Origin of the sequence: Mesorhizobium sp. L-2-11, from assembly GCF_016756595.1 — a bacterium.
GTDB lineage: Bacteria > Pseudomonadota > Alphaproteobacteria > Rhizobiales > Rhizobiaceae > Mesorhizobium.
Genome location: NZ_AP023259.1, coordinates 43,868 through 66,958 on the forward strand (window position 1 = coordinate 43,868; position 23,091 = coordinate 66,958).

Genomic DNA, 23,091 nt, shown 5'->3' on the forward strand with positions numbered 1-23,091 from the left:
TGCAGTCCTCGCCCGGCGTAACGGGTTCGCCGTCCTCCACTGACGTTGCGGCCCGGCTGCGAGATTTCTCCTCCTCCGATTGAACCTCGACCGGGTTCGCGGACCTGCGGTCCTGCGCTGTCGGACCTCGTGACGGCCGCGATTGTCGCCGCCTCGAATGGAGGTTCCGGTCATGGACAGGAAAGAGAACAGATCTAGCGTCGACATTTACGCGAAGATCACCGACCGGATCGTCGCGCATCTGGAAGAGGGTGTACGCCCGTGGGTGAAGCCATCCAGCGTGGGCAATTCGACGGGGCGCATCACACGCCCTCAAGCATCTCGATCTCCCGACCGCGATCGCTGTGCCTAATTCGGCGTGGGAGCAGGCTTCCCGCGCGCTGCCGGATCGTCCGGTGGATGGAGCGTGAAGCAGCCGTGCCATAGCATGCCCAGATCAGGCTGAATGGCAATTGCCCGGCAAGCCATGTCATCTCGAACAATCTTGAGAAATTTCGGCCGTGCAACAAAACCTGCAAAAAATTTTACGGAAACTTTGCGAGCGCAAACCCCTGACGATGGTACGTTTTCCGGAAGGAAAGAGCTTATACCGATGTACGCTCAGGACCCCCGCACGGAACCCAACATCGGTAATAACAACCAAGGGCAAGAGGAGCGCTCATTCGGCTCTGAAGGCCGCAGGTGGCGCTACCCAAGAGGGGACCGTCGCCTCCGGTCCATTCAAGGCAATTGTGTAGAACAGCGCTATCGCAGCTTAAAACAAGTACGCCCTTTGCGGAGAACGCCAAATGACAAAGTCACGAGTATCCAGTCTATCTACGGGCTGCTGAAAAATGATGACAATGGTCAGCCGCCTGCAGACGGCAGCGGATCTTGATCGCCTTCGGATCCTGGGCCTTTGCGCGCATGCCGACCTGACTGTCCGCGAACTGGCGGAAATTCTCGAGCTTCGTCGGGAGCGCGTTGCGCGACACGTCCAGATGCTCGCCAGCGCCGACTTTCTTTGCCGCAACCGACAAGGTCCTTGGTGCTCATATCATCTCAATGCAGGAGGCAAGGATGGCGGGCTGGCTCAATTGTTGGTCGATCTCCTGCCCCATGACGATGGCCATCATAAACGAGACCTACAACGCCTCGAAGCAATACAAGACGCGCGGTTGAAGGGACCGCCTGCTTGATCGTGAAATAGATCAGGCCAAATGGAGTGCGACTACCATGGATAACTCCGCCGCCAGCGCCATCGCGCAGCCCGACACCTCCGGACGGTCTCACTTAGCCGCCGTCGACTCCCGCGTTCACGAACTGGTTCTAAGACAGGAGCATCAGGAGCGGACAACCCTCAAACTCATCGCCTCCGAGAACTTTGCCTCCGCGGCGGTGTTGGAAGCGACCGGCTCGATCTTCACAAACAAGTATGCCGAGGGCTACCCGGGTGCGCGCTATTACGCGGGAAACGAGATCGTCGATGAGCTTGAGACCCTCGCGATCGAGCGCCTGAAGGCGCTGTTCGGCTGTGAACACGCCAACGTCCAGCCATATTCCGGCTCGCCGGCCAATCAGGCTGTCTATCGCGCGCTTTTGAGCCCCGGTGACAAAGTCATGGGCTTGCCTTTACCCGAAGGCGGCCATCTGACTCATGGTTGGTCCGTCAACTTTTCCGGGAGTGATTATCAACGCGTCCCCTATGCGCTGCACGAAAAGACGCAGCAAATCGACTATGACCGCTTGCATGAGACAGCCAGGCGGGAACGGCCCAAACTCATTTGGGTCGGCGGGACTGCCTATCCGCGTGCCTTTGACTACGCGGCAATGGCAGAAATCGCTGCGGAGGCGAACTCTTATCTCGTGGCCGACATTGCGCACATCAGCGGCCTGATTGTCGCCGGAGCGCATCCGAATCCCGTGGCCCATTGCGACGTCGTCACCAGCACGTCTCACAAGTCGATCCGCGGCCCCCGCGGTGGCTTCATTTTGTCGAAGAATGAAGATCGCTATCAGGCGCTCTATCATCCCACGAGCAAACACAATCTCGCCAAACGCATTGATCGCGCGGTGTTTCCTCTCCTGCAAGGCGGACCGCATATGAATACTATCGCCGCGCTGGCCGTCGCTTTGCAGGAAGCAGCAAACCCGTCCTTTCGTGTCTACGGTCAGCAGATAGTCAACAACGCCAAGGCCCTGGCCCGGGCGCTTCTGGAGCGCGGTTATGAACTGACAATCACATGCTGATCCTTGATCTTCGGAACCGACCACTATCAGGCAAAGCCTATGCCGATCGCCTGGCCAAGGCAGGCATCATTACCAACTTCAACATGGTGCCGGGAGACCAGCGGCATCCGGCGCTCACAAGCGGCATCCGCTTAGGCACACCAGCGGTGACCTCCATGGGGATGCGTGAGGGGGAAATGCTGCAGATCGCCGCTTTCATTGACTCGGTCTGCCGCCAGCCCGACGACCAGGAAGTTCATGCGAGCGTACGAAGAGACGTCGCCGACTTCTGCACTGCGTTCGACGTCCCCGGCATCAACGACCCGTAAGCCACCCCAATCCAGAAACTCCCATCTAACTCCAACACTTGAAGCGAGGGATTCCATGACCAGGCAGTTCGTGTTCTCTTCCGAATCCGTCGGCGCGGGACACCCCGATAAGATGGCAGACAACATCTCCGATGCCATCCTCGATGCCATCCTCCGCACCGACCCGAAGGCGCGCGTCGCCTGTGAAACGTTGGTGAAGACAGGGATGGTCGTTCTGGCTGGCGAGATCACCAGCCACGCGGAGATCGATTACACTCAAGTTGCCCGCGATACGATCCTCGATATTGGGTACGACGACGATGCCATCGGCTTTGATGGTCGACGTTGCGCCGTCATTCTGGCTCTCACCGAGCAGTCGCCCGACATAAGCCAGGGCGTTGATGAAGGACGAGGGCAGGATCTCGAGCAGGGGGCGGGGGATCAGGGCCTCATGTTTGGATTCGCATGCAACGAGACGGATACATTGATGCCCTTGCCGATCCAACTCGCTCATCATTTGACGAAAAGACAGGCTGAGGTCCGGAAAAGGGGACAGCTTGGCTGGCTGCGTCCGGACGTAAAATCTCAAGTGTCCGTACGCTACGAGGGTCTCCGCCCGGTGGCGCTGGATACCATAGTCCTGTCAACGCAGCATGACGAGGCGGTCTCACAAGCCACGGTCCGCGAAGGCGTCATCGAGGAGATCATCAAGCCGCTCTTGCCGCCCGACCTGGATACGACGGGGATCAGATTTCTGGTCAACCCAACAGGGCGGTTCGTGGTCGGTGGGCCTGCCGGCGACTGCGGCCTCACCGGACGCAAGATCATTGTCGATTCTTACGGTGGCACGGGGCGTCACGGCGGCGGCGCCTTTTCGGGCAAGGACCCATCCAAGGTTGACCGCTCGGCGGCGTATGCCGCCCGGTATGTCGCGAAGAATATCGTTGCCAGCGGACTTGCGGAGGTCTGTGAGGTTCAGCTTGCCTACGCGATCGGCGTGGCCAGTCCGGTTTCTGTCATGGTCAACACCTTCGGAACCGCAAGGATCGAGGAAAAAAGGATCGAGGGCCTTGTTCTTGAACTTTTCGATCTCCGGCCGAAAGGCATCATCAAGATGCTTGATCTCTTACGCCCGATATACCGCAAGACGGCGACATACGGACACTTCGGCCGTGAAGAGCCTGAGTTCACCTGGGAGAAGACGGACAGAGCCGACGACTTGCTGCGTGAGGCAGGACCGGCAGCTGCGTGATCGCCGCTGGATCAAGCGCATGCGGCAACCCATTTCAACCCGCTAGGCCCGCGCCCGGCCGGCATAGCAGCCGGTGGGTAGTAGGCGGAGATATTGATGCCGGATTATGACGTGCTTTGCATCGGCAATGCCATTGTCGACATCATCGCCCAGTGCGACGAGGAATTCCTAGAGACCAACGGCATCATCAAGGGCGCGATGAACCTGATCGACACCAGGCGCGCCGAACTGCTCTATAGCCGCATGGGCCCGGCGATCGAGGCCTCCGGCGGCAGCGCCGGCAACACGGCGGCCGGTGTCGCCAGCTTCGGCGGTCGCGCTGCCTTTTTCGGCAAGGTTTCGAACGATGCGCTCGGCGAGATCTACGCCCACGACATCCATGCGCAGGGCGTCGCCTTCGACACCAGGCCGCTCAAGGGCGAGCCACCGACAGCGCGCTCGATGATCTTCGTCACCCCCGACGGCGAGCGTTCGATGAACACTTATCTCGGTGCCTGCGTCGAGCTCGGGCCGGAGGATGTCGAGGCCGACAAGGCCTCCGGCGCCAAGGTCACCTATTTCGAAGGCTATCTCTGGGACCCGCCGCGCGCCAAGGAGGCGATCCGGCAGACGGCGAAGCTAGCGCACGCAGCCGGCCGCGAGGTCTCGATGACACTCTCGGATTCGTTCTGCGTCGACCGCTACCGCGACGAGTTCCTCGACCTGATGCGCTCGGGCACGGTCGACATCGTCTTTGCCAACAGCCACGAGATCAAGTCGCTCTACCAGACATCGTCGTTCGATGAGGCGCTGGCGCAGATCCGCAAGGATTGCCGGATTGCCGCCGTCACCCGCTCGGAAAAAGGCTCGGTCATCGTGCGCAGCGACGAGACCGTGGTGATCAAGGCGACCGCGATCAAGGAACTGGTCGACACGACGGGTGCCGGCGATCTCTATGCCGCCGGCTTCCTGCATGGCTACACGCAAGGCCGCGACCTCAAGACCTGCGGCGATCTTGGCTCACTGGCGGCTGGATTGGTGATCCAGCAGATCGGCCCAAGGCCGAGGCAGAATCTTCGCCGAGAGGCTGAGCAGGCGGGATTGCTGTAACAAGCATATCCGGGATCAATGAAACGATTGTGAGTTGACTCAGGCTTAGTCACCACCATGGGATAATCCGCCGGAAGCCCATTTCGCATGATATTCATCCGGCAGTTCACCGACGGTACCGGATATTCGATACGACATCGGCGGGAATGCAGGCGAATCTCTCGCCTGAGGAAATAAGCGCGAGCGAGGCCAGTCGCCGCCGGATGTACAGGGGATGAGACGGCCGGCTTGAGCAGATTTGAGAGGCCAGTCGTTGTCCGGGTCAGCCGCCCCCGCGAAGGTGTGCTTCGATGCTAGGACGATTGCAGCGCCCCCCTGGGATGTCCACAATCGGCGATCGGTTAGTGCGATGACAATAGATGGCCTTGTCAACATCGCTAGCGAGTTCCGTCACTGCCAAAAATCACCTTTGCCATCTCGGGCATCCTGCCCTGCAGGCGCTCCCATGAGGTTTTGCGCAACGGACTTCAATGAACACCTGTCAGCTGCGCAACCTTAACGCCCAAGAATAAAGGTCCGACGTTTTTCAGTGCCGCCTCCCTCCCCGGCCAGGAGAATCTGAAATGTCATGCGCGTGAGTCCGATACCGTAGCCTAAGCCCACCCGACATGATCCTTTTTTGAAAGTTTCAGAAACAGATCGACCCAGAATCGATATTCCGGATCGTCAGGGTTGCCAAACGCTTCGAAGGCGCAATAAGCGACCGACGTCGTAAAATCCTTGCCATGCTTTTCGGTCGCTGCCTCTATCGCTTCATCGTCAGTCAATCCCTGCCATCCCTCAACGATGCTGCCGCAATTTCCCATATCGATACCCTCTGCTCGACAATGCGCCGATTTTTAGATTTCCTGGGCAAGTCTAACCAGTGCATGCATACGATCCACGCCATATGGCATCCGTCAATTTCCTGAGCGCGGTCCAGTCGGCCCGTCGTACGAGGCGGGTGCATCCCTTTCCGGCTGCGGTTGTCCGTCGTTCTGCCATGATCCGTGACGGAGGGACGGGTTTGAAGGCGCCTCACCGTGGCTGCGGTTGCGGTGATCATGCCGCCAGGTTCGCCTTGTCGTCTGGCTGGCGGTTTCATGGAAAGGCGCACCACCTGCGTCCTCGATGTGGCTGGTCTGACCGAAGGCCGTCTTCGCTACGCTGCGCCTCGTTCTCAAGCCCGCAACAGCCGGCCGCGACTTTCTTCCCCTACTGGCTTCGCCATCATTCCGCGCGGAACAAGAAAGCCTCGCCCTGGCTGCCCTTCACTATCGTTCCGGCCCTAAGGACCACCCCATTGCGCCCGCGCAACGGGGACCCCGGTGGGTGCGGGCCGATCGCCTCCGGTCTGTCGACCGCTATCGAGGTCGCGGTGGTCGCGGCCGAGAAACTCACGGAGACGACATCATGGCTACCATCGGCACCTTTACCTCAAACGGCAACGCCGGCTTTTCCGGCGCCATCAAGACCCTCAACCTCAACGTCAAGGCCAAGCTGATCCGCGTCGAGAACCCTTCCGACAAGGGCCCTCACTTCCGCGTCTACTCGGGTAGCGTCGAACTGGGAGCCGCCTGGCAGAAGGTCTCCAACGAGGGCCGCGACTACCTCTCGGTCAAGCTGGACGACCCGAGCTTCCCCGCGCCGATCTACGCCACCTTGATCGAGGTGGAAGGCGAGGAAGGCCTGCAGCTGATCTGGTCTCGCCCCAACCGGGACTGATCGCCTCGACGAGGGCTCCGCCGCACGGCGGGGCCTTCGGCCGTTCCAAGTGAACGCCGTCAGCGTGACGAAGCGATGGCTGCGGAGGAGGGGCTCGAGTCTCCTCTTTCGGTCGCGTCCCCTGTTGCGGCCGTGAGGGAGTCCTTGATCGCCTTGGCCAGCGTGAACGTTACCTATTCGATTTCGGGCGGAGAGGTTCCAATTGCTGGCACATCCAGCCCCTCAATCTCCTGCATCACATTTCCGGCAATGCCCTGCAAGTCGCCATACATTCCGACGGTCGACTCAATTACCCCTTGGATCTGCACCTCGCGCTTGGCCCACAGGCGTATTGTGGCCTTGCGTTCCTTGGCGAGGTCCTCCTGCATATCCGAGAACTTTTCCACGATCGCCTCGACTCGGTGGCGGAACCTAGGACCGGTCAGATAGCCATAGGCCTGCTCCATTTTGGTGGCCTGGCCGTTCTGGGCGAGGCGGGAATTGGCCAACTCGATCAGGGATTGCCGGAGCAAGATTGCGATCGGGATCGCACATTTGGGGTGGGCGACATAAACTCCGTCCACAAGATCGAAGGTTTCCACGCCGGGAGGCAACGCTTCCGAGACCATCAGCGCGATATCCGCTTTCGCGGCTCGTTGATCGCCTCTGAGCTTACCCAGCCAGCCCTGGCTCCAGTTCTTGGTGCGTTTCGATTCCCACAAAATGGCGCCGCAGGGCTGGCCGGCTGGTCCGACGACGCGGTGCAAGACATCTCCGCCGAATTCGCCCTTGGCGACCGGTTCGATAATGTCCATCGGGAAGCGGCTGGCAATGAGGGACTCCAGCTCGAGCTCGAGGACCTCGCCCTGCAGTTGCTGAGAGCCTTGTTCAGCACGGCGCTTCAGCTCCTCGATCTGACGCTGCATGCCGGCGATCTGTTCCTCTTTCTCCGCAACCTTCATTTTGAGGCCATCTTCAGCTTCGGACCTTGCCTTTATGCGAACGGCGTCCAGCCCTTCCTGAATCTTTCTTTCGATGGTCAGCGCCATCTCGCGCTTCTCATCATCGAGCGCACGTTGCTGTTTCAGGAATTCCGCCTGTTGCTGCTGAGCCTCGGCGAGTTTTTCGTCCCGCGCCTTGAGCGTCGCCTCTATCTCGGCAAGCTTCTTGTCCCGGTCTTCGAGATCGACCAAGAGCAGCAGCCTGGCCTTGCGAGCCTCCTCGGCCGCGATAGCCGCGCGCTCAAGCTTGATTTTTGCGGCCACCTGGCTGTCGATGTCGGCCTGGGCGGCATCAATTGCGGCTTGCTTGCGTTGAAGCTCTTCCTCGCGCGCCGCGATCGATGCGTTGCTTTGCGCCAGACGCCGCTCATAATCCTCGCGGGTGGCGGCAATCAGGGGAGCCGCGAGCGATTCGTTCAGCTTGATGTCGGCCTTGCAGCTCGGGCAGCTGATTGTCGGTTCATTGAGAACCCTTGGCTGAACTGTCATTCGCGGTGACTCGCTTTGGGCTGATGTAGTCCAGACTATATATTACCGGCCGTTTTTGGAAAAGAACAAAGAGTGAACATAAGTGTTATCCCCAGCGTAAGGTAAGGACGGTAACATCGAAGCCGACATTCGCGAGGTCGGCGGTCGACAACGATCATGGTGATCGCCCGCATCCTACGCGCCGGGCCATGACGTGGTCTGGCGGGTCTTCCAAGCGCCGATTTGGCCGGTTAGGGTTTGCAGGAGCGCGAACAACCGGATGGATGAACGCAATGATGCTGGAAAAATTGCGTGCCTGTTGGGGATTTAGCCCGACCGTCGATAGGAACGTCGCCCTGGTCGAAGGCTTTCTGAAAGGCAAGCGCTTCGCCGACCTGGCGCAGGAACATGGCGTGTCGATAACGAGGGTGCGCCAAATCATCGAGAGGGCCGATCGGCACGTGGGCGGCGGCATCCTGACCGAGGCTGAACCATCCAAGGCCTCGCCTCGATCCGATTTCATGGTCGACTATCCGTATGTGTGGAAGCTGGCCGAGCTGCACCGGCTCGGTAGCGTCACGCCGCATCATTTCTTTACGGAGCTGGAGCGCGCGGGATCGCTGGAGCGGCTGGTTGACAAGATGAAGCGAATGCCGTGGCGCACACCAACAACAACACGTGAGCTGGCGCGCCTCGTGTGGCAAAAGGAGAGGGGCGAGAGCCCATGGCCTGCAATGAAGCGATCAAGCATTGCGGTCGCGCAACCAAGCTGCCCTGTCGACCATCCGGACCGTGCCCTTCAGTGCCAGCTCACCTTGGAACCGGCCCTCCAGCAATTGGTTGAGCGCGCGGCGGAATCCGGCTGGACCGAGGACGAGATAGCCCACGCGCTCCTTGAGCTCGCCCGCGCGCGCCTCAAAGAGGCAGCTACCGAGCGGGGCAAGCTGCCCACCCTGAACAGCAACCGTGTGACGTCGTAAAGTTGCCGAAGAGCATGCCTCATACCGCCCGCCGGCAACGGAACGGCTAAAGGGAGGGCAACGGTACTCATCTAGAAACCAGGGTGCGCTGCTTTGCCCCGGCCGGACGAATCCCATTTTTTTCAGGCATCCATAATCATTGCATATATGGGCGCTACCAAGGGATCCGAATTGGCAACGAAAACAAATCGGGCGAGGCTTGATCATGACGACCCCTAGCCGAGGGAAATCGCCCGCGCAGCTTTTCCGCCATCTGTCGGCAAAGTGGCCTGCGGCATTCAATCCGAAAGCGCCCAGGCCGCTTAAGATCGGCATCCATCATGACATTCGCGTGCTGGACGGCAAACTGTTAGAGGATGAATTGAGGAGAGCCCTGCGCGCCTATACCACGATGCCCAGATACTTGGCGAGGCTGGATGCCGGCGCTGTGCGGGTCGATCTTGATGGCGAGCCGGCCGGCGTCGTCTCGGATGCGGACGCGGCGAGCGCCAAGGCTTTGCTGTGCGCCCGCAAGAACAAGCAAGGTTCCAAGAAAACGCCGGAGCCAAGGGCAGAGCCTGATGCCCCGCCCAAATCGAAACCGAAGCAAACGGCCGCGCTCAAGGCGAAGAATACGGCCGACCGCCCGACCGGAATAGTCGTTGAGACGAAGCGTCGCCGGTCTTTCCGAAAGCCGATGGCTTGAGCGCCGCTGAGCGATGAGTCTTGCACCGACCGGGACAGCCCCTGAGCATCGAAGCATGTGGCGTGCCTCGTGGCGATCCAAATTGCCGGATCACAAAGGAGCTACGCATTTGCCACCCGCTGCGTAGCCGATCGCCATGAACTCAAGGATGACCTCAGCAAAAACCAGGTTGGCTTCTAATCGCTTTCGAGCCGCGTTTGGGTACCACGGGCCCGAGCGCGCAGCGCGCCCGCAAAACGGCACCGTGAAAACCGCGGCCTTCTACCAATAACCACCTGCGATCGGATCGGCATTCCCAGGGGAATTTGACCCGAGAATGAAATCAAACACGGCTTGAGGCTGACCGGGCGGCGGCGTCTGCAAGGGTGCTGGGATCCTTGCCGCGGCTTCGGCGTGTTCGGCGAGCACCGCGGGTGACATGTCGAGCGCACGCTCGATAGTGCGATCCGGGGCGTTCATCAGCCGACGAAGGAGCGCCGCGGCGCGTCCGGCATGACGGACCGCAGCGGCCTGCTTGCCCTCGCGGATCTTCACGCCGGCCGCCGACAACAGGATCAATCCCTTGAACAGCGTCCGAAGCGGAGCGCCTCGATCTGCAACCTGCCAAAGACCTTCCCAAGCCTCATGGGCTTCCCAGTAATAGCCATGATTGAAGAGGTCGATGCCCCAGACGAACATGTCCGAGTCAAGCGACGCCTCTTCAGCAACCGGGATTGCTTCGCTATGGTAGCTGTGTCCTGCAGGATGGCGCACGGGGTGCGGCTGCCTGCCTGGAAGATACGCGTAGGAAGGAAAGCTCTTTTCTGGTAGCCAGCGCGGGCGCGACTTCGAACCAATCGTCATCAAGAGGTATTTTGTCACTTGGCAATTACTGGGGATAGAGGCGATTTGGCCGCGACGAGCGGTCCCGCAGGCCGGTCGCCCGTCGTCCGATACCACGCAACCCACTTGCTCTCCAGGCAGATTCAAACGGTCGGGCTCGCAACCTGGTTTCTCTAACACGCGAGTCCGGCTCGTAAGCACCGGAAGAGTTCCTGTTTCCTTTTTGACCGGTTCCCTAAAAACTCTTCAGCCTGAACCCGTTTATTGTGGTCCAGCTGTCGTATTTTCCAACGCCGTTACAAGGTAGAGTTATGGCGTTTCGCTACCTGCGTATGTGGAGAAGGTAAGGCAAGGCAAAGCCGGACCCGCGACACGACGGCGCAGACCGTCAGGCTCGTCAAAAAAGTCACTCAAAGGGGATCGTCATCATTGATCCGGTGGGCGGGAGGACCTTCCGGCTGAAAGAGGGCGATGGAAATGGGGCAGCCAGAAGATAGCTGGGCACTTGCGGGAATCACCTGCCAAAAGTGGCGGACGGGGCGCGGACTCGAGCCGCCATCTCGAGTTCTTCGTCGTCGTAGGGGCCTCCCGGTCTGTCGTGCGCCGGGCGAACCGCGCAGCAGATGATCCTGCGGTGTGTCTCGCGCTGACATGCAGCCGAAGTTTGTGCTTCAACGGACTGCCTCGACATCAAAGTCGATCGTCGTGTCGGCCATCGGCCGTGATTGCTTGGGAGCGCTGCAACAGCTCAGGCGCCGCGCAGGCCAAACGTGCCGAATCTCCTACCAAGACTGACGATACGAAAGCTACGATCTCAGCAATCGGCCGCTTGTCGTCTTGTTTCATCGAACTCGTCGCGACCATTTCGTGCAGCACGCAATTTTCTCACAAGCTTTGCCAAATCAGAAGATAATTTCTTATCTCTATAGAATTTGTGGAATATCGTTTGATCCTGTTCGATTCGTGGGGAGATTGACAAGATGGCCCGGTTATCGGTCCTCGGAATATCGGGCGGCGTAAGCACGCCATCCCGCACCACAGCGGTGGTGAACGCGCTGGTCAAGGCGGTTGCGTTGCGGGTTGCGGCCGACACCGGTCTAGTCGAAATCACCGAGGCGGCGCCTCCGCTTTTCGCCGGACTGTCCCGTGGCGCGCTCGGTGCGGCGGGCGAGGCTATCATCCAGCGTGTCGAAAAGGCCGACCTGCTCGTGGTCGGAACGCCTGTCTACAGGGCTTCCTACACGGGCGCTCTCAAACACCTGTTTGATCTCGTCGATTATCGTGCGCTGACGGGCAAGACCGTGCTGCTCGCAGCGACCGGTGGCAGCCCATACCATGGCCTGGTGCTCGAACATCAGCTGCGCCCATTGTTCGGCTTTTTCGGTGCCGTCACCGTCCCGACCGGCGTCTATGGCGCGCCGGACGATTTCGTTGGCGCCGAGATCGTCGGCGCAGCGATCATCGAGCGTATTTCAAGGGCTGCCGCCGAAGCGGTTTCCTTGCTCAATTCCAGTCACGCAAACACCGCCGTCGCCGCGCGCGTCGGCTGAGCCAATCAAAAGGGGACAACAACCATGACCTCGCATTCCGACGCCATCAAATTCGCCTACTGGGTCCCGAATGTCTCGGGCGGCCTGGTCATCTCCAACATTGAGCAGCGGACAGGCTGGGACATCGACTACAACCGCAAGCTTGCCCAGATCGCCGAGGCCAACGGCTTCGACTACGCGCTGAGCCAGATCCGCTTCACGGCGGGCTATGGCGCCGACAACCAGCACGAATCCGTATCGTTCAGCCACGCCTTGCTTGCCGCGACGACAACGCTGAAGGTCATCGCGGCGATCCTGCCCGGTCCATGGAATCCAGCGCTGGCGGCCAAACAGATCGCCACCATCAACCACCTGACCAATGGCCGTGTCGCCGTCAATGTCGTGAGCGGCTGGTTTCGCGGCGAGTTCGCTGCCATCGGTGAGCTGTGGCTCGACCATGACGAGCGATATCGCCGCTCGGAGGAATTCATACGTGCGCTGCGCGGCATCTGGACCGAGGATAATTTCACGCTGAAGGGCGACTTCTATCGATTCACAAACTACTCGATGAAGCCGAAGCCGATCGATCCCCAGCCGGAAATCTTCCAGGGCGGCTCTTCGCGCGCGGCGCGCGACATGGCTGCGCGGGTTTCCGACTGGTATTTCACCAACGGCAACACGCCGGAAGAGATCAGGAAGCAGGTCGACGACATCCGTGCCAAGGCGAAAGCCAATGGCCACAAGGTCAGGATCGGCGTCAATGCCTTTGCTATTGCCCGCGAGACCGAGGCAGAAGCGCGCGCCGTGCTGGACGAGATCGTCGCCAAGGCCAACCCAGAAGCCGTCCAGGGTTTCGCCGATCAGGTCAAGAATGCCGGCAAGGCTTCGCCGGAAGGCGAGGGCAACTGGGCGAAGTCTTCCTTCGAGGATCTCGTGCAATACAATGACGGCTTCCGCAGCAATCTCATCGGCACGCCGGAGCAGATCGCCGAACGCATCCTCAACCTGAAGGATGCCGGCGCCGACCTGATCCTGCTCGGCTTCCTGCATTTCCAGGAGGAGGTCGAGTACTTCGGCAAACACGTCATTCCGCTGGTGCGCAAGCTGGAACAGGCTCGCGACAGGGAGCTAGTCGCCGCCGAATAGGACAGGCGCGGCCTTCGGGCCGCCGCCAGCCCTCCTTCAAAGTCAGGGACGTTTTATGATTGGTGCTTCGCTGGGAGCCGCCGCATACGAGCGCGCGCCCGAAATCACCGGCATTCTTGCTGGCGCTGGTCCCGTCGAGGACACGCGTCCGGCGCGCATGTCGGCTAAGGCTGATGCGATCCTGGCCCTGACCGAGATCGGCATTTCCTTTGGCGGCGTCACGGCGCTGCGGGATGTCGACCTCGAGGTCAAGAGCGGCGAGATCCGCGCGGTGATCGGCCCCAACGGCGCCGGCAAATCCTCGCTGATCAACATCATCAGCGGCCTCTATCACGCCGATCAGGGCAGGATCGCGATCGACGGCCAGTCGTTCTCCCGGGTGCCGGGGAGCCGTCTGGCACGGCTTGGCATCGCACGCACCTTCCAGAACCTGGCGCTGTTCGGCGGACTTTCGGTGCGCGACAACATCGCGTCCGGCCGCGTCCACATCAGGCGCGCCAGCTTCGTGGAGCACATCGCCGGTCTGCCACGCGCCCGGCGCGAAGATGCGGGAATCGCCGAAAAGGTGGTTCTGTTGCAAACTTTTTCGTTACGGGTTGTCTGGCAAGTGACCTCCGACATTTTTTTCGGAGGTTTGTGATGTTCAGAGGCCGGCATTTCGACCGATCGGTCATCCTGGTGTGCGTTCGCTGGTATCTGGCATATGGACTGAGCCTGCGCGATTTGAAGGAGATGATGGCCGAGCGTGGCATTAGCGTTGATCATTCGACGATCCATCGCTGGGTTGTTCACTTCTCGCCCTTGCTGCTGGAGCGCTTCAACCGGCGCAAGCGCGCAGCGACCGGCAAATGGCATGTTGATGAAACCTACATCAAGGTCCGAGGGCAGTGGATGTATCTCTACCGCGCTATCGACAGCGTCGGCGACACGGTCGAATTCTATTTCAGCGAACATCGGGATTTGCCGGCGGCCAAGCGTTTCTTCAGGAAAGCGCTGGAGCGCCATGGGCGTCCCGATCGTGTCGTCATCGATGGTAGCCAGACCAACCAGGAGGCGATCGTTTCCTGCGATACGACACATCGATTGCAGGATCGCTGCAGGCGCCGACCGAAGCCGATCCGAATCCGCCAAAGCCAATACTTGAACAACCGGATCGAGCAGGACCATCGGCGGATCAAGCGCCGTGTTCGGCCGATGCTCGGCTTCAAATCTCCCGCAGCCGCAAGCATCATCCTCGACGGCATCGAAATGCTTCACATGATGCGCAAACGACAGGCGAGGTTCGCCTTCAACCCAAATCCGTCATTGGCCGAGCAGTTCGATATCCTCGCCGCCGCATAAGCACCGCCCGCCATCTCTTCTTGCTTCAGTTCAACAAAAATTTGCAACAGAACCCGGCGCGCCGCCAAAGTCATGCCGAACGTCGAACATCGATCGCATAAGGGCCTGAACATCCGCGCCGAGAATTCACATGTGCCGCTGCGAAAGCGGGAACGAACGTGCAGAGCTTTCGATCACCGGGAAGCCTTCAGCGCTTCGTCTCTGTCTTCTCCGCCATCCGAAATCTCTTCGTTCCACCCCGTTCACAACGCTCCGCATTCCAAAGCCGCGTTCACCGCCTCCAAGCGATCGCGCAGTGGAAAGCTGTGGCGGGAGCCACGGCCTGAAATCAATCCGCAAGGCAGAACGTCTCCGGCGTCTCGACGCAAGTTAAGGTGACATCGCCCCTGCAGGAACTCCGATGGCTTTACGATGGTGAGAGCGAGCCTGCATTCCTGTCGCTAATAACTGCATACCAACTGCGCATACAAGGATCTCAGAAAGATGCCTTACAGTCGTCTCATTGGAGACTCGATTTGTCGAAGGACGCGGAGCGAGGTGGATGTCTTGGGACAATAAGGTCGTTTGGTCGGAGGGGTTATTCCTCCGGCCGCAACATTTTCAGCAAAACGACCGTTATATCGAAAAGCTGGTGCGCAGCAGAACGGTCGTTTTGCATGGCTATGGTTGGGGCATTACTCAGCTCCGACTCAATCGCGAGCTCCTTGGCTTGGGTAAGATCGCTATTGAAACAGCGTGTGGCGTTTTGCCGGACGGGACTCCGTTCAGCATTCCAGATGACGCCGACCAGCCCACTCCGTACGGGGTTCCGGGCCATCTCCGCGACTCGCTTATCCACTTGGCAGTATCCCTCTATCAACCAGGGGCGGTGGAAACGGATGCGCGAGCAGAAATCGACGTCCCGACCCGCTTTGAGGTTGCAGTCCAAGATCTTGTCGACACAAATGCGGGCGAGCGAGGCGGCGCCTCCATCGAGGTGGCGCGGCTGCGTTTTCAGCTCTTACCAGACGCAGCAAATCGCGCGGGGTTCGCCTGTCTTCCTATAGCCCGCCTACTTGAGGTCCGAGCAGACGGTCAAATCGTTCTCGATGAGAACTACATCCCACCAACTCCTGATTGCGCCAGTTCGCCTGTCCTTTTGAATTACGTGACTGAAATCACCGGCTTGCTTCACCATCGTGGTGAGGCGCTGGCTGCCCGGGTGTCGCAGTCGGGCACGCACGGGGTGGCCGAGATTGCTGATTTCCTCCTGCTCCAGGCGATCAATCGTTATGAGCCCTACTTCGACTACCTTTCCAAAGTCGCAAGCGTGAACCCGGTGGGGCTGTACGGCCTCACGGTCCAGCTGGCTGGTGAGCTGGCCACGTTTTCGCGGGCCGAGAAGCGTCCCCCGTCCTTCGCAGGCTACAAGCACGACGCTCTGTCGCACACTTTTGCGCCGGTAATGAGCTCAATTCGATCCTCGCTAAGCACTGTGTTAGAACGGACGGCGATACCGTTGCCGCTGCAGGAGTATAAATACGGTGTCCATCTCGCCGAGGTGCTTGACCGTTCGCTGTTTACGACTGCGAGCTTCGTGATAGCCGTGCGAGCCGATGTCGAGACCGAGCGGCTACAGCGCGAGTTTCCCACCCAAATTAAGATCGGTCCGGCTGAGAAGATCAAAGAGTTGGTCAATGTCGCGCTGCAGGGGATCAGCATCAACCGTCTCCCGGTCGCCCCACGGCAGATCCCCTTCCATGTCGGCGTCACTTACTTTGAAATCGATCAGCAGAGCCGCCTCTGGAAGGACATGCCTCATTCGGCTGGCTTGGCGCTGCACGTGGCCGGTGATTTCCCAAATCTCGACATGGCACTCTGGGCCATTCGGTCCCAATAGCCACCATTCGTCAATTCGGATTCAAAATGCCACTGGTTCTACATGTAACGAATACGGAAGCCGGCCTATCGGGTAAACGCGGCGTAAGCTGGCTAATTGAGTCAGCTGGCGGATTGTCGGTAGGCGTGTCCGATGGCAATGGGTTTGTTCTGTCGGACGATCAGCAAACAGACTCGACGCACCGCTTCTCGATCGAACGTGCGGAGGAGAAATTTGTACTGATCGAGCGCAGCGGCAATGGCACATCGTTGAATGAAGGGGCTAAGCCGCTGCCGTCGGACCTGCCTGTTATCTTGACGGCCGGTGACATCGTTCGAATTGGCGGCTACATGATCAAGGTCGATGCAGCTTCCATGGGGGATTCTGCCGAAGGCGAGCCGCGCACTGTAGGCTCGCTTAAGGCGTCGAATCTTCTGGGGGTGGTTGAGATGGCTCCTGCCATATCGGTTGGTAGGACCACTCGACTCGGGGAATTGTTCGTCGAGCCCTTCGATAGAGACTTTCCGCCGTCGTCGTTCTTGGACGCTGAGCAAGACTTATCGCCAGCCACCGCGGGCGCCTGGCAGATGGACAGTTATCCAGATTATATACGGGACCGGGCCGGCATCTTCGTGCAGCCGGCGTCGTGCGTCGAGGTCATCCCGGAGGACTGGGATCTTGCGACAGAGCTCATAGCCAAACAGGCGTCGACAATTGCGCCAAGCTTCACCAGCGTCAACAAAAACTCTCCTCTAGAAACCGGCCTGGCCCTGTCACCGCCGGCGCTTGAGCAGCCGTCACGTTCGATGGTGGCTGGGCAGACCGATTCTGGCGGCCAAAATCATGCTGCTATAGCGGCCTTTCTTGCCGCCTGTGGGCTATCTCTGGCAGATTTCGGGCAAGCCGATATTTCAACCATCATGGATCGTGCTGGGCGGATGCTTCTGAATTCCTTCGTCGGTCTCAGCAGCACCGTCTCCGCTTGCGAGCACGCCCGGCAAGAATCCGGCCTTCAGTGTACGAGCACCGCGCAGCTCATCGAAAACACCCAGAAGTTTATGCTGGATGCCAAGGACGCCTTGCGCGCGGCTCTATGCGCCGACATCCCGCGGCTCCTTCATGGAGACCTCGCCGTCGAGCAGGCCTTTGCTGACATCAAAGCGCAAGAGGGTTCGATGCTAACGGCACTGCACAAGGCTCTACTCAGTGTCCGTGAACGCCTCTGCCCTGAAGCGATCGAGGCCTCGGTTGTCCGGACTAGGAAGCTCTGGCCCGGCAGCCGGAAAGCCAGGCTTTGGAACAAGTACTGCCGAGTCTTCGACGCCGCCGTCTCCGACATCGAGACTGAAACGCGGAGCGTTGCCGTCGAGTTTTGGCCTCCGGGTCATGAGACCATCGCCAACGTGCACAAGGCACAAGCCAGAATAAGAGAGTCCGCCCAATGGCACCGGTAGCCATACCGACTGAGGGTACCGTCTTAAGTTCCGACCTTGCAGTCGGCCCTGGGCCTTCGGCTCTCTCGTCACCGCCGATATCAGGCCAGCCGTTCTGGGAAACGCTAACGCTTCACCGGCTCAATCCATTGGTCGCGGCTGCGGCAGCGCTGTTGGGCCTCTGTGCTCACCTCAAGAGCAGTACGGATCAACTTGATGTCGAGGAGTTACGCCTGCGGGTGTTGCGAGGGATCGATGCATTCGAGCGTCGGATAATGTCGCGCGGACTGCCAACGCGGATGATCAAGATCAGCAAATATGCTCTTTGTGCCACGATCGATGACATCGTTCTGAATACGGCTTGGGGTAGCCACAGCGTCTGGACAACACGAAGCATGGTCGGAACGTTGTTCGGCGAGACCTGGGGCGGCGACCGCTTTTTCGAGCTTCTACAGCAAATGAAAAAAAACCCGGCAAACGACCTCGATCTGCTGGAGTTGCTCTACTACTGCATGCGGTTGGGCTTCGAAGGTCGCTTCCGGGTGGCCGCGCGAGGAGCCTCCGAACTTAGCGTGCTGTGCGAGGACACGTACCACCTGATTCGGGCAGCGCGCGGTGACTTCGAGCGTGACATATCCCCACACTGGCAAGAACGCGCCACAGCGCGAAGACAGTCCAGCAGATTCGTTCCATCCTGGGCCGCCGGCGCTTTCGGAGCAGTAGCCCTCCTGTCGCTCTATACCGGGCTATTATTTGCACTCGATGGCCAGTCGAATGCGGTTTTCGCTAAGCTGGCAACGCTACCGCCGCGTGGAGCGGTGAGCTTGGCGAGGACCGCAGCACCGCCCCCAATCCTAATGAGTGGCGATCGACTGCGTCGCTTTTTAGGCGCCGAAATCCGCGATGGGTTGGTCTCTGTCACCGAGGACGCGCAGCAGATCCTGGTTACCATCCGTGCCTCAGGGATGTTCGACTCCGCAAGTTCGATCATGCAGGGTTCGTTCGTGCCGCTTTTTCTGCGGATTGGGCGAGCGCTGAACGAGCAACCAGGGGCGGTTCTTTTGACCGGACACACAGACTCGATGCCGATCCAATCTCGTGCCTATCCTTCCAACCAAGACCTCTCAATGGCGCGTGCCAAGGCGGCGGCTGAGATTATTAGATCGACTATGAGTGAGCCGGGCCACGTGCGGGAGGAGGGCAGAGGGAGCGGAGAACCGATCGCTTCGAACCAGACGCCAGAAGGCCGCGCCAAGAACCGCCGGATCGAAATCATAATCACGAAGCCAAACTGAGAGTCAGCTTATGCAGTCATTCAAGAGAGCGCTCCAAGGCAAATGGCTCGGTATCGCAGCAGTCGCCCTGGTGAGTGCTCCGATCTTTATTTTTGGACGGCACCTCTCAATTGGAGGGTACATCCCCCTTGACAGCCTTGGTGAGCAACTTGCGGCGTCAGCGTTGATGCCGATTGCCTACGTCGTGATCTACATGATCCGGGGCAACGTTGAAGACTTTTTCCTTACCCGAGTGTCCGGCACGCTGGACGGGATCTGGACAAAGCACAAAGAGGCGGATGGTGCAGGATCGACTTCTTCCGATTGGGGCGGAGCGCGAGCCAGCGCCGCTGCCGAAGAAGAGCTGGAGGACATGTCAGCTCGCTTTCGCGAAACTCGTATGACGCTAAAGCGGCTTCATCGTCACGGCTTTCTCGGCACGCGGTGGCTCGATCAACTGCCGTGGTACGTGATTATCGGTTCGCCCGGATCGGGAAAATCCACCGCCCTTGCAAATTCCGGCCTCAGCTTCCCATTGGCGGAAAAACTCAGCCGTAAAACGGTCGGCGTGGTCAAGGCCACCCGCAATTGTGATTGGTGGTTCACCGATGACGCCGTACTCATCGACACTCCCGGATACTACGTGCTTCAGAAGCGCAACCTGGAACAGGACAAAGCGGTATGGCAGGGTTTCCTTCGCCTCCTCAGACGCAGCTGTCGGCGCCAGCCGCTGAGCGGGGTGTTGGTATCAATCGCGATAAACGAGCTGAGTTTGTCATCCGAGGAGGAACTCTTCGATCACGCCAAATGCATCCGGCAGCGGATCCTTGATCTGTATCGAGAACTTGGATTGCGGCTGCCGATTTATATATTGCTCACCAAGAGCGATCTAATTGCGGGATTTAATGAGTTCTTCGACGACCTCAGCCGCGAGGGGCGCGAGGCCGTATGGGGTTTCACTTTCGCGCAAGAGTCATCGGAAAGTGACGGCGATCCGATGGAATCTTACGCAGCAGAATACGACACACTCGTCGGGCGCCTCAATGACAGGCTGCTTGAACGACTACAGCAAGAGAGCAACATCCACCGTCGCGCGCTTGTGTTCGGCTTCCCACAGCAGGTCGCAAGCCTCAAGCATCTATCCTATCAGTTTCTGCAGGAGGCCTTCGCTCGCAACGCCTACGAGGACCCGATCTTGCTCCGCGGCATCTACTTCGTGAGCGGAATGCAGGTGGGTGCGCCCTTTGATCGCATTGCGAGCGCCAGGTCTCGGACCTTCGGCATCTCTCTGCCGACCACCCCTATTTCACCCGACCAGAAGCGTAGTTATTTCATCACTCGTTTGCTTCGCCAAGTCGTCTTCGCCAACGCTGGACTTGTTGAAGCCCACCCCCGTGTCGAAGGGCGCCAGCGGTGGCTTCGATATGGCTTGTGCGCAACAATCGCGGCAGCTATGGCCACAGCGGCTGCCTTCTTGATAGTCAGCTACAGTCGCAATGTCCACTTGATCGAAGGGGTTCGTCTAGCGGTCAGCAGCTATGCTAAGGAAGCGGGGAGACTGCGCCTTGACCGGGTAGACAGTTGCGATCTCCGACCAGTTCTGCCGCTGCTGGATCGGCTACGCGCCGTGAAGACCGACTTTGACGAAGCCGCCAGAGCGGACAACAACAATTTATCGGGATTAGATCTAAATCAAAGTGAAAACTTTCGGTTACAAGCGCATGCGGCCTATCGCCGGGGCCTAAGGACGATCTTGCTGCCGCGCCTAGTTTTCCGACTGGAAACACTACTGGCGGAACACCAGGACGATCCCCCATTCCTCTATCATGCGCTGAAAATATATCTGATGCTTGGGGGACGTGGACCGTTCCAGCCCGGGGACATCAATGAGTGGATGACCCTCGACTGGAAAGTGCTGTTTCCGGCTGAGGCCGATGCCGCCCTTCGCCGGTCGCTGGCCGATCACCTCGATGCCCTTTTGGACAACCCGCTGGCAAATATCAGCCTCAATAGCGAACTGATCGAAAAGAGCCGCGCAAAACTCCAGACCCTCTCGATGCCGCGTCGTGTGCTTAACATCATCACAAACAGTACTCAGGCCGCCAACTTACCAACATGGCGTCTATCCGACCACGCCGGACCGATGGCGGGGGACGTCCTGATCCGCAAATCAGGACAGCCCCTCAACACCGGTATCGCCGGTATTTACACCCGAGCCGGTTTCTATGGGACATTCCTGCGCCTACTGCCACAGGTAGCAGACGCGATTGCCGCAGAAGGTTGGGTTCTTGGCGATCAGGCGACCACTTCCACAGGTGAGGCGGAAGAGACGCTGCGACGTGCGGCGATGGATCTCTACTTTCAGGAGTTTGCCTTCGGTTGGGACGAACTCATTAATGACATTTCGCTGCGGCCAATGGCGAGTGTCGATGACGCTATGCGAACGTTGAACGCGCTTTCAGCACCCACCTCGCCTATGCGCTTATTCCTCGCCGCAGCGGCACAGGAGACCAAGCTCGGCGAACCGCCCGAGCCCGATATGCCGACCGAAGCTAAAGGCACTGCTCAGGAACCATCGGCAAGCGACCTTCAGGCAATCTTCCAATCGCCGCTTGTCGCCGACACTCCTGAAAGCCATAGCCAGCTCCACACGGATGTGCATTTTCAATGGCTACACCAACTTGTCGATGTGCCACCAAACAGCCCCCCAGGTGCTCAAGCGCCGATCGACAGCGCGGTAAGCGATCTTGCTGCTCTTTACCAATCGATTGGTGAGATGCAGGACCTCGCCGGCTCACACTCGTTGGCGAAGGATGATGAAACCGCTATCGCCATCCGCAAAATCGAAGCGGGAGCCGCCAATCTGCCGCGACCCATTCAGCAATGGATCCTGAGCGTCGTCCGGTTCAGCTCGAAACTCTCCATGATCGAGGCAAAGCGTCATGTCGCTAGCGTGTGGGCAGATGGCGCTGGCGACTTATGCCGGCGGGCAACCGCAGGGCGGTATCCCTTCGACCGCAAATCCCGTCGAGACGTTCCTTTAGGAGATTTCGCTCGGCTGTTCAGCTGGGACGGGGTTATCGACACGTTTTTTGCGCAGCACTTGGCTCACTTTGTTGATAGGTCCGCGGGCCCGTGGAAGGTACAATCAACGGGAAGCGTCGATTTACAAATCGACCGAGAGGCCTTGGCACAGTTCAAGCGAGCAGCCGCAATCCGGGACTCTATGTTCAAGGATGCCGGCCGTCAGCCCTCAATGGATTTTCTGCTAACCGTCGCCGATACCGATCGGTCGACCGACGAGGTGGTGGTGGAGATCGATGGCCAGCAAATCACGCAGCGACGAGGAGCATACAAACCTGTGCGCATCCATTGGCCCACGCTCGGCGGCCTCGGTGGCGCTTCGGTCACTTTCAACGGCTTCGAGCGTACTGCCCTTTCGAAGGCGGGTCCCTGGGCGTTGTTTCGACTATTGGACGAAGGGAAGGCGCATCCTCAAAAAGGGACCGACGAGGTTTATGTACGGATAGCGGCTGGCCGCCACTGGGCGACATTCATCCTCCAGGCCGACAACCTGACCAACCCGCTATCTCGTAACATGCTATCGCGATTCCGATGCCCGCAAATCTGAGGAGGCCCACTGTTGCTGCCGCACGTACGTCCTGCCGCTCAAACGGAGAGGTGCTACCACAGGTGGATTTCATCTGCACGACGGCCCACCGAGACTGCCGAAAGATTAAATGCGGATGGGACTCGCAGGTCCCACGACGGATCCCATGCAAGCGGACTGACGACGTTTTTCGCCTCTCCGGCGTGCCTTTGGTTTCCGCTGATCTTTTTCAGCAGGCCATCGAACGACTCGTGAAAGACATCAACGCCAAATCAGGATTTACCAGCGGGACAGTCGTGCTCAAATCCCGATTGAAGCTTTGACTGCCTGAGCTACAAATGCCGTTGACCGACGCCGTTTGGTCCATCCTTCAACGTAATCAATCTACGACAACCATTCTGGAG

General features: G+C 59.3%; 17 protein-coding genes and 3 pseudogenes. 17 read left to right on the forward strand and 3 right to left on the reverse strand.

The window, feature by feature from the left end; all coding sequences use genetic code 11:
• Window positions 1–172: 172 nt before the first annotated feature.
• The 5 genes and pseudogenes from JG739_RS33025 to JG739_RS33045 all read left to right on the forward strand — a co-directional run.
• A pseudogene (locus tag JG739_RS33025) lies at window positions 173–313 on the forward strand (ArdC-like ssDNA-binding domain-containing protein); the annotation flags it as partial.
• 520 nt (window positions 314–833) lie between these two features.
• Window positions 834–1,178: an ArsR/SmtB family transcription factor gene (locus JG739_RS33030; protein ID WP_202367928.1), complete on the forward strand. Its 345-nt coding sequence runs from the start codon at window positions 834–836 to the stop codon at window positions 1,176–1,178.
• 37 nt (window positions 1,179–1,215) lie between these two features.
• A pseudogene (locus tag JG739_RS33035) lies at window positions 1,216–2,537 on the forward strand (serine hydroxymethyltransferase).
• A 55-nt stretch (window positions 2,538–2,592) separates the two neighbouring features.
• The gene (metK, locus tag JG739_RS33040; protein WP_199202927.1) at window positions 2,593–3,768 is read left to right on the forward strand and encodes a methionine adenosyltransferase; all 1,176 of its coding nucleotides are present in this window, start codon (window positions 2,593–2,595) and stop codon (window positions 3,766–3,768) included.
• Window positions 3,769–3,864: 96 nt separating this feature from the next.
• Complete coding sequence (locus JG739_RS33045; protein WP_199202928.1) at window positions 3,865–4,857, forward strand: adenosine kinase; 993 nt, start codon at window positions 3,865–3,867, stop codon at window positions 4,855–4,857.
• A gap of 593 nt (window positions 4,858–5,450) precedes the next feature.
• Here JG739_RS33045 and JG739_RS33050 read toward each other — a convergent pair.
• Window positions 5,451–5,663 carry a hypothetical protein gene (locus tag JG739_RS33050; RefSeq protein WP_199202929.1) on the reverse strand — a complete coding sequence of 71 codons (213 nt, stop codon included), beginning with the start codon at window positions 5,661–5,663 and terminating at the stop codon, window positions 5,451–5,453.
• Window positions 5,664–6,249: 586 nt separating this feature from the next.
• On the opposite strand from JG739_RS33050, the gene JG739_RS33055 reads away from it, so the two are divergent.
• Entirely contained in the window at window positions 6,250–6,561 is a 312-nt protein-coding gene (locus JG739_RS33055) for a DUF736 domain-containing protein (protein ID WP_125000731.1), read from the forward strand.
• Between the two features lie 173 nt (window positions 6,562–6,734).
• Here the strand turns inward: JG739_RS33055 and JG739_RS33060 are convergent, their stop codons facing one another.
• Window positions 6,735–8,030, reverse strand: a complete 1,296-nt coding sequence (locus tag JG739_RS33060) for a DUF2130 domain-containing protein (protein ID WP_199202930.1) — start codon at window positions 8,028–8,030, stop codon at window positions 6,735–6,737.
• Window positions 8,031–8,302: 272 nt separating this feature from the next.
• Here JG739_RS33060 and JG739_RS33065 point away from each other — a divergent pair, with 272 nt between their 5' ends.
• Window positions 8,303–8,989, forward strand: coding sequence for a hypothetical protein (locus JG739_RS33065; RefSeq protein ID WP_244750039.1), 687 nt, complete (start codon window positions 8,303–8,305; stop codon window positions 8,987–8,989).
• Between the two features lie 205 nt (window positions 8,990–9,194).
• Window positions 9,195–9,674 carry a ProQ/FINO family protein gene (locus JG739_RS33070; RefSeq protein WP_199202932.1) on the forward strand — a complete coding sequence of 160 codons (480 nt, stop codon included), beginning with the start codon at window positions 9,195–9,197 and terminating at the stop codon, window positions 9,672–9,674.
• 261 nt (window positions 9,675–9,935) lie between these two features.
• Here JG739_RS33070 and JG739_RS33075 read toward each other — a convergent pair whose 3' ends face one another.
• A complete protein-coding gene (locus JG739_RS33075; protein WP_244750040.1) occupies window positions 9,936–10,535 on the reverse strand; it encodes a DUF309 domain-containing protein in 600 nt (199 codons plus the stop codon).
• Between the two features lie 941 nt (window positions 10,536–11,476).
• Between JG739_RS33075 and msuE the strand changes: the two genes are divergently transcribed.
• From msuE to tssM, 9 genes and pseudogenes are all read left to right on the forward strand, one after another.
• Window positions 11,477–12,046, forward strand: coding sequence for an FMN reductase (gene msuE / locus JG739_RS33080; RefSeq protein ID WP_199202934.1), 570 nt, complete (start codon window positions 11,477–11,479; stop codon window positions 12,044–12,046).
• Between the two features lie 24 nt (window positions 12,047–12,070).
• On the forward strand, window positions 12,071–13,171 hold the full coding sequence (gene sfnG / locus JG739_RS33085; RefSeq protein ID WP_199202935.1) for a dimethylsulfone monooxygenase SfnG: 1,101 nt from the start codon (window positions 12,071–12,073) through the stop codon (window positions 13,169–13,171).
• A gap of 55 nt (window positions 13,172–13,226) precedes the next feature.
• Window positions 13,227–13,811: an ATP-binding cassette domain-containing protein gene (locus JG739_RS36570; protein WP_199202936.1), complete on the forward strand. Its 585-nt coding sequence runs from the start codon at window positions 13,227–13,229 to the stop codon at window positions 13,809–13,811.
• Entirely contained in the window at window positions 13,811–14,512 is a 702-nt protein-coding gene (locus tag JG739_RS33095; protein WP_006329070.1) for an IS6 family transposase, read from the forward strand. Before JG739_RS36570 ends, JG739_RS33095 begins: the two co-directional genes overlap by 1 nt.
• Window positions 14,513–14,578: 66 nt before the next feature.
• Window positions 14,579–14,838: pseudogene (locus JG739_RS33100) on the forward strand (DDE-type integrase/transposase/recombinase); the annotation flags it as partial.
• Between the two features lie 215 nt (window positions 14,839–15,053).
• The gene (tssK, locus tag JG739_RS33105) at window positions 15,054–16,391 is read left to right on the forward strand and encodes a type VI secretion system baseplate subunit TssK (RefSeq protein WP_199202937.1); all 1,338 of its coding nucleotides are present in this window, start codon (window positions 15,054–15,056) and stop codon (window positions 16,389–16,391) included.
• Window positions 16,392–16,417: 26 nt separating this feature from the next.
• Window positions 16,418–17,824 carry a type VI secretion system-associated FHA domain protein TagH gene (gene tagH, locus JG739_RS33110; protein ID WP_199202938.1) on the forward strand — a complete coding sequence of 469 codons (1,407 nt, stop codon included), beginning with the start codon at window positions 16,418–16,420 and terminating at the stop codon, window positions 17,822–17,824.
• A complete protein-coding gene (gene icmH, locus JG739_RS33115) occupies window positions 17,812–19,098 on the forward strand; it encodes a type IVB secretion system protein IcmH/DotU (protein ID WP_199202939.1) in 1,287 nt (428 codons plus the stop codon). Before tagH ends, icmH begins: the two co-directional genes overlap by 13 nt.
• A gap of 10 nt (window positions 19,099–19,108) precedes the next feature.
• On the forward strand, window positions 19,109–22,708 hold the full coding sequence (gene tssM, locus JG739_RS33120; RefSeq protein ID WP_199202940.1) for a type VI secretion system membrane subunit TssM: 3,600 nt from the start codon (window positions 19,109–19,111) through the stop codon (window positions 22,706–22,708).
• Window positions 22,709–23,091: the final 383 nt, after the last annotated feature.

Coding starts and splice junctions, on each gene's coding strand:
- JG739_RS33045 (WP_199202928.1), top strand. CDS start 3,865: ATGCCGGATTATGACGTGCTTTGCATCGGCAATGCCATTGTCGACATC.
- msuE (WP_199202934.1), top strand. CDS start 11,477: ATGGCCCGGTTATCGGTCCTCGGAATATCGGGCGGCGTAAGCACGCCA.
- JG739_RS33050 (WP_199202929.1), bottom strand. CDS start 5,663: ATGGGAAATTGCGGCAGCATCGTTGAGGGATGGCAGGGATTGACTGAC.
- sfnG (WP_199202935.1), top strand. CDS start 12,071: ATGACCTCGCATTCCGACGCCATCAAATTCGCCTACTGGGTCCCGAAT.
- icmH (WP_199202939.1), top strand. CDS start 17,812: ATGGCACCGGTAGCCATACCGACTGAGGGTACCGTCTTAAGTTCCGAC.
- tssK (WP_199202937.1), top strand. CDS start 15,054: ATGTCTTGGGACAATAAGGTCGTTTGGTCGGAGGGGTTATTCCTCCGG.
- JG739_RS33030 (WP_202367928.1), top strand. CDS start 834: ATGATGACAATGGTCAGCCGCCTGCAGACGGCAGCGGATCTTGATCGC.
- JG739_RS33065 (WP_244750039.1), top strand. CDS start 8,303: ATGATGCTGGAAAAATTGCGTGCCTGTTGGGGATTTAGCCCGACCGTC.
- tagH (WP_199202938.1), top strand. CDS start 16,418: ATGCCACTGGTTCTACATGTAACGAATACGGAAGCCGGCCTATCGGGT.
- JG739_RS33060 (WP_199202930.1), bottom strand. CDS start 8,030: ATGACAGTTCAGCCAAGGGTTCTCAATGAACCGACAATCAGCTGCCCG.
- JG739_RS33055 (WP_125000731.1), top strand. CDS start 6,250: ATGGCTACCATCGGCACCTTTACCTCAAACGGCAACGCCGGCTTTTCC.
- JG739_RS36570 (WP_199202936.1), top strand. CDS start 13,227: ATGATTGGTGCTTCGCTGGGAGCCGCCGCATACGAGCGCGCGCCCGAA.
- JG739_RS33095 (WP_006329070.1), top strand. CDS start 13,811: ATGTTCAGAGGCCGGCATTTCGACCGATCGGTCATCCTGGTGTGCGTT.
- metK (WP_199202927.1), top strand. CDS start 2,593: ATGACCAGGCAGTTCGTGTTCTCTTCCGAATCCGTCGGCGCGGGACAC.
- tssM (WP_199202940.1), top strand. CDS start 19,109: ATGCAGTCATTCAAGAGAGCGCTCCAAGGCAAATGGCTCGGTATCGCA.
- JG739_RS33070 (WP_199202932.1), top strand. CDS start 9,195: ATGACGACCCCTAGCCGAGGGAAATCGCCCGCGCAGCTTTTCCGCCAT.